The sequence below is a fragment of the Martelella alba genome, assembly GCF_005217455.1.
Lineage (GTDB): Bacteria > Pseudomonadota > Gammaproteobacteria > Enterobacterales > Enterobacteriaceae > Acerihabitans.
Window position 1 is genome coordinate 1 of the sequence record NZ_SZPQ01000087.1, and the last position, 5,757, is coordinate 5,757.

At 50.9% G+C, this 5,757-nt stretch carries 5 protein-coding genes; 3 read left to right on the forward strand and 2 right to left on the reverse strand.

Translation table 11 applies throughout. The features are described 5' to 3' along the window. Positions 1 to 33: 33 nt before the first annotated feature. Positions 34 to 3,042, reverse strand: a complete 3,009-nt coding sequence (locus tag FCN80_RS25285) for a Tn3 family transposase (protein WP_136993069.1) — start codon at positions 3,040 to 3,042, stop codon at positions 34 to 36. Between the two features lie 161 nt (positions 3,043 to 3,203). On the opposite strand from FCN80_RS25285, the gene FCN80_RS25290 reads away from it, so the two are divergent. Further along, positions 3,204 to 3,767, forward strand: coding sequence for a recombinase family protein (locus tag FCN80_RS25290; RefSeq protein ID WP_136993070.1), 564 nt, complete (start codon positions 3,204 to 3,206; stop codon positions 3,765 to 3,767). Positions 3,768 to 3,813: 46 nt separating this feature from the next. Here FCN80_RS25290 and FCN80_RS25295 read toward each other — a convergent pair whose 3' ends face one another. Next, positions 3,814 to 4,755, reverse strand: coding sequence for a LysR family transcriptional regulator (locus FCN80_RS25295; RefSeq protein WP_136993071.1), 942 nt, complete (start codon positions 4,753 to 4,755; stop codon positions 3,814 to 3,816). A 154-nt stretch (positions 4,756 to 4,909) separates the two neighbouring features. On the opposite strand from FCN80_RS25295, the gene bhsA reads away from it, so the two are divergent. Further along, positions 4,910 to 5,167: a multiple stress resistance protein BhsA gene (gene bhsA / locus FCN80_RS25300; protein ID WP_136993072.1), complete on the forward strand. Its 258-nt coding sequence runs from the start codon at positions 4,910 to 4,912 to the stop codon at positions 5,165 to 5,167. 61 nt (positions 5,168 to 5,228) lie between these two features. Then, positions 5,229 to 5,757: SDR family NAD(P)-dependent oxidoreductase (locus tag FCN80_RS25305; RefSeq protein WP_230492954.1), on the forward strand; the 529-nt coding region annotated here is incomplete at its 3' end.

Here is a 5,757-nt window from a genome sequence, read left to right on the forward strand (position 1 = left end):
GGGGTTTGAGGGCCAATGGAACGAAACCGTACGCTAAGAAGGTAATTCATTGTTTAAATTGAAATTTAATGCTCTCAGTTCTCCCTTCAAAATATCCTCCGGTAGCGTGAACGTATAATGCCCCAGCATATTGATATGCCCGTGCATCAGTGGGGATAACCGGGCGATATCTTCACCACCGATTTCTTCTCCATTACTGCGCATCCAGCTCAGGGCTTCCTGCATATAAAGTGTGTTCCACAGTATCACTGCGTTAGTGACCAAGCCCAGAGCACCCAGTTGATCTTCCTGACCTTCACGATAGCGCTTTCTGATCTCACCGCGCTGCCCGTAGCAGATCGCCCTCGCCACAGCATGGCGGCCTTCTCCCCGGTTTAGCTGCGTCAGGATCCGCCGACGATAATCTTCATCATCAATATAATTTAGAAGGTACAGCGTCTTGTTGACGCGCCCCACTTCCATGATCGCCTGTGCCAGCCCTGATGGACGCGAACTTTTCAGCAAAGAGCGAATGAGTTCTGAAGCATGAATGGTGCCCAGTTTCAGCGAACCGGCGGTTCGCATCATCTCATCCCACTGATCCTCGGCTTTCGACAGATCGGCACAACCACGTGCCAGTTCGTCCAGTGCACCGTAATTTGCCGATTTATCCACCCGCCAGAATACCGCTTCACCGGCATCGGCCAGACGGGGGGAAAACTGGTATCCCAGCAGCCAGAAGAGGCCAAAAATAATGTCGCTGGTACCGGCTGTGTCCGTCATGATCTCAACCGGATTCAGCCCTGTCTGCTGCTCCAGAAGGCCTTCCAGCACAAAAATGGAATCTCGTAATGTGCCGGGGACAACGATGCCGTGGAATCCAGAGTACTGATCAGAGACGAAGTTGTACCAAGTGATACCACGTCCGGAACCAAAATATTTTCTGTTAGGCCCTGAATTGACGGTTTTCACCGGCGTGACAAAGCGCATGCCGTCAGCTGAAGCCACTTCGCCACCACCCCAGCGGCTAGCAAGCTCCAGTGTGGACTGAAAATCAACCAGGCGGGCATTGGCGCTGACCAGTGTTTCTGCCCGGAGGTAATTCTGTTTCACCCAGCTGAGCCGGTGGCGCGTCAGCGCCGGTATATTGTGCTTTATCAGCGGTTCCAGCCCGATATTGCAGGCCTCTGCCATCAGGACCGCGCACAGGCTGATGTGCAGATCTTGCGCCCGGGCCCCGGATTCACTGACATGCGTAAACTCACGTGTAAATCCCGTTCTGGCATCTATTTCAAGCAACAGTTCCGTCAAATCTACTGGCGGGAGTAGCTGCCTTACCCGGCTGTTGAGACGATGCAACGATGGTGGCTCCTCCAGTTTCTCCAGGCTGCTGATAGTCAGGGAAGGATGTTTACCGTCATGGCAAATATGAACCTCCGCATTTCCTTCAAAGCGGGATGCGACGGCTTTCCAGGTTTCATCTAGCTGGACCGCCAACTGTTGCACGCCTTTATGTCCATCAGTGGGATGTCCCAGCGCCCGGCAAACGGGGACCCGCTGAGCCTGCCATTCTTCCCCCTGCAACAGCTTCTCGCAGGGATTTCCCCAGCGATCGCTGTTTTCGAGCCAGATGTCCCGTCGACGTAGTGCATCCTGAAGGCGCTCCAGCAGACAAAGCGAGTAACCGGCACGCTGTATCCGACCCTCCGCATCGTATACCAGGCGTTTCCAGGGGCTGGTAATAATATGTTCAGGCGCATCGTCCAGGATGCGCTTTTTCGAGCCGTTCAGTTCGGTCAGATAATGAATGGCGGACAGCAAATGTTCTCCGGCTGGCGCTGCCTGGAAATGCAGGTCGCGCAATACCGCCGGAAGAAAGCGCTTTACCCGCCCGTACTGCTCCACCATTTCGTCATGGAAATTGTTGTTTTGAGGCCGGGCCAGCTCATTTACCTTGCTGACGGATTCTGCCAGCCTGCTTTTCGGTATGCTGTTGAATATGGTCTCCCTCAGTTCAGCATCGTCAGCCTGCTCATCCAGCAACAATGAACATGCCCGCGCCAGTAGTAGCGCAGCACGGTCAAGATCTTTAAGCGTCCTGAGCCGTTTTTTCTGCCCCGTTTTCTTCGCCGCACGAGTGATATCCAGTATCAGCATATCGAGCACATCAACGGCTTCATCCAGCGCCGCAGTCTCCTGCGCTTTAACGAATGCGGTGAGTACGGCCAGTTTTCTCTGCTCTGGCATTCGCGCGATATATTTTACCGACGTCATGCCTGCGTAACGAGCCAGATTACGCAGTTGTATAGCAGGCAGACCGGTAAAATTCAGTCGGGAAAACTCCATGTTTCGCAGCCGGATGTACCGCTCCAGTGCTTCGGTAAATGCCGGGCCGCTGACGGTGACAGGTCCCTTTTTCAGTTGCTCCAGCGGTGAAATACGCAGCCCCTCAGGAATGTCCAGCAGCTCCGTCACGCGGGCGGTCTGCCAGCTGTCCGGCAACGCTGCCAGTTTCTTCCACAGTCGCTGATTTGCCCGTTCGCGTACTTCACTGACGAGACGTACAAGTGTGGTTGCTCCGGGCAGCAGGACCTTATTCTGAAGCAGCCACGCGGTGGCAAAATCAAACATCAGGCCGGGTCGCTCATTACTGATCCATGCGCGGGTGTACAGCAGACGCTTCAGGCGGAAAGACCAGGGGAAATCGCCAAATTCATGGTAACCGTAATATTCCTTAATCAGCGCAGTATGCTCTCTGAGGGTGGTATCCCGTTCTGCGTAGCGGGAAAGGACTTCCGGACGGCGGATGTTAAGCTGCACCGCGACAAAATGCTGAACACCCGGCAGAACCCCGGTTAAATCTGTTAGAAAGGTGCCCAGAAAACGGGCGGTGGTGAGCTGAAGCGCAATTCCCAGCCGATTATGCCTTCCCCGTCGCTGGTTAATGAAGGCAAGATCCCGCTCATCAAGATGAAAATAGCGCGCCAGCTGCACGTCATTGGGTTCTGCAACATAGCGACCATAATTCAGTTCCTGTTCCGTGGTCAGAAAATCGACGGGCATATTGGCCTCCCTGCGTGATGGTCATATATTAACAATTCTGCAACCGTCCGAAATGTTATAAATTTTGAGACCACTCAAAATGACTTCAAACAGAAGTATCAGAAATCGTGATTTATGCTTTATGATACTACACAGTATCAATATCGATTTGTGAGACCACTATGGCATTACTGGGATATGCAAGGGTATCAACCAGTCATCAGAAACTGACGGTGCAAATTACGGAGCTAAAATCTGTTGGCGTCAGAGATGACAGAATTTTTACCGACATGATGTCGGGAGCCACGGACGAACGTGAAGGGTTACAACGGTTGCTTGCCCGGGCAGAAAAAGACGACATTATCATTTGTACCAAAATGGACCGTCTTGGCCGAAACACCGCAGATATGATCCACATTGTCGATGCCTGTTATAAAAAGGGGATTGCTATTCGCTTCCTGGAAAATGGGCTGAGTACTGAAGGTACGATGGGCAAAATGATCATTCAAATTCTGGCAGCTGTAGCCGAGGCTGAGCGGGAGCGTATCCTCGAACGCACGAATGATGGCAGAGTAGCAGCTATGAGTGCCGGTGTTAGATTTGGGCGAAAACCACATCAGAAATCTGACGCTGCCAGGATGTTAATCCAACAAAAGCAACCTGCAAAAACAGTGATGGAAAAAACCGGAATCTCCAGAGCAACCTATTTCAGATTAAAAAAATATGTTCAGAGCAACGTTATGTGAGCGTCTCTGCCGAATCTTATTCATTCCAGAAACAGCATCAAGATCATCAGCATTTAGTGATCCGCTGCATTTGTTGTCGACAAACGTCTAAAACATGTTGTCGCAGCCATCGATGGACGGGATCGGCATCCAAGCGTGGATGCCACATCTGAGATATGGTTATTTCCGGGGTTTTTACCGGAAGTTCGAACGTGCAGAATGCTGCAGTATCATTTTCATGATTACTGATCCGGTTTATGAGGAAGGAAGCGGGTACGAGCGCAACCAAATCTGATGCCATTATCACAGCCATTGCAGCAGGAAAACTCGGCACCGCAGCCGCTATTCTCCGTTCAAATCCTAATTCAGTCAGTGCCCTGTCTATAGGGCCACTGGTGAGTCCATGACGGGAAGTAATGACATGGTCAAATGAAGCATATGTCGCAGCAGTGATATTATCTTTCTGATCAAGCAGTGGATGACCTTTTCTCACCGCACCAACAAATCGATCCCTGAACAGCGCTTGTAAGCGTATTTCCGGACCCATCTCACCTAAAACACCAATTTCCAGATCAACCAGACCTTCACGTAAATGCTTTGCACTTTTTTCTTCTTTGGCTGCAAAACAAAGACGAACAAGAGGTGCTTTTGCCGCCGCCACTGCGATAAGTGCAGCACCGAAAGCCTCAACAAAACCCTCGTTCGTCCTTATTGTAAACGTCCTTTCCAGTCTGGATAAATCTGGCGTTACCGATGAAGGGCGGAGTATGGCCAGAGCCGCAGAGACAGTGTGTTGGGTGCTTTCACGGATAGCTTCAGCATAGGGTGTCAGTACCATCTGACGTCCTGCCCGAACTAAAAGAAGATCACCTGTCGTAGCACGAAGACGAGTTAACGTTCTGCTCATTGCCGAAGGACTTAATCCCAGACGGCGCGCGGCGCGAGTCACATTGACTTCGGCGATGAGCGCATCAAGTGCGATGAGTAAATTAAGATCGGGGTCAGCCATTCATGATATCCGATTTTGAAAAGGAGGTGAGGCGTCTGATGCATAGTATAAATGCAATCTGTGCGTCTTCCGCATTATCTTCATCAGGCATAGAGTTGTTCACATACCGAAAGGACACCACCTTTCACTCTATAATCTGAACAGGTACTTTATTATGAAAAACGTTAAAATTGTTGCTGTTGCTGCGATCTTTTCTCTGACTTCTTTTGGTAGTTTCGCCGTTGAGCAGATTGCTCAGCCTGTCGATGGCCAGCAGGCTATCGGGGTAGTATCTGCATCCGGAGCCCTGACACTAAGTGGTCTGGAGAGTAAACTTGCCCGTCAGGCTGAAAATGCCGGAGCATCTTCGTACCGAATAATCTCCGCCACCGGCAATAATAAATTACACGCGGACGCTGAAATTTATAAATAACATCCGCTGTACTGGGTACAGTCAGGCACTGATCCAGCTTTTTTACACAGCGGAGATATTTATGAGCAGCCAGAAAACAACGGAACAAATCGCCGCCGTAATCCTGGCCCGCCGGGACTTTTTGAGATTAACCGGCATTGTCATGGGAGCGGCGTCAGGCGGCTTCCTTTTGCCAGGCGTTGCCCGTGCAGCGCCGGTACCACAGAAGAGAGAGTTATCTATGAACAATTCAACTACGCAAAAAACTATCCTCATCATCGGTGCCTCACGTGGTCTTGGCCATGCGATGGCCGCGGAATTTGTGACCAAAGGGTGGCACGTTATTGGCACCGTGCGAGGAAAAGACAGAACATTATTACACGAACTGGCGGACAACAATCCAGGCAGCGTTGAGATTGAATATCTTGATGTCACCGATCAGGAACAAATTAAAGCGCTTCGGGAGCGGCTGTCCAACAGGGTTCTGGATATTCTCTTCCATAATGCCGGTACTGCCGACAAGAACCAGAATGAGACCATCGCAGAAGTATCAACTGAAGAGTTTACACAGGTAATGGTGACCAACGCGTTAAGCCCAATGCGCGTCATTG

Coding starts and splice junctions, on each gene's coding strand:
- FCN80_RS25285 (WP_136993069.1), bottom strand. CDS start 3,042: ATGCCCGTCGATTTTCTGACCACGGAACAGGAACTGAATTATGGTCGC.
- FCN80_RS25290 (WP_136993070.1), top strand. CDS start 3,204: ATGGCATTACTGGGATATGCAAGGGTATCAACCAGTCATCAGAAACTG.
- FCN80_RS25295 (WP_136993071.1), bottom strand. CDS start 4,755: ATGGCTGACCCCGATCTTAATTTACTCATCGCACTTGATGCGCTCATC.
- bhsA (WP_136993072.1), top strand. CDS start 4,910: ATGAAAAACGTTAAAATTGTTGCTGTTGCTGCGATCTTTTCTCTGACT.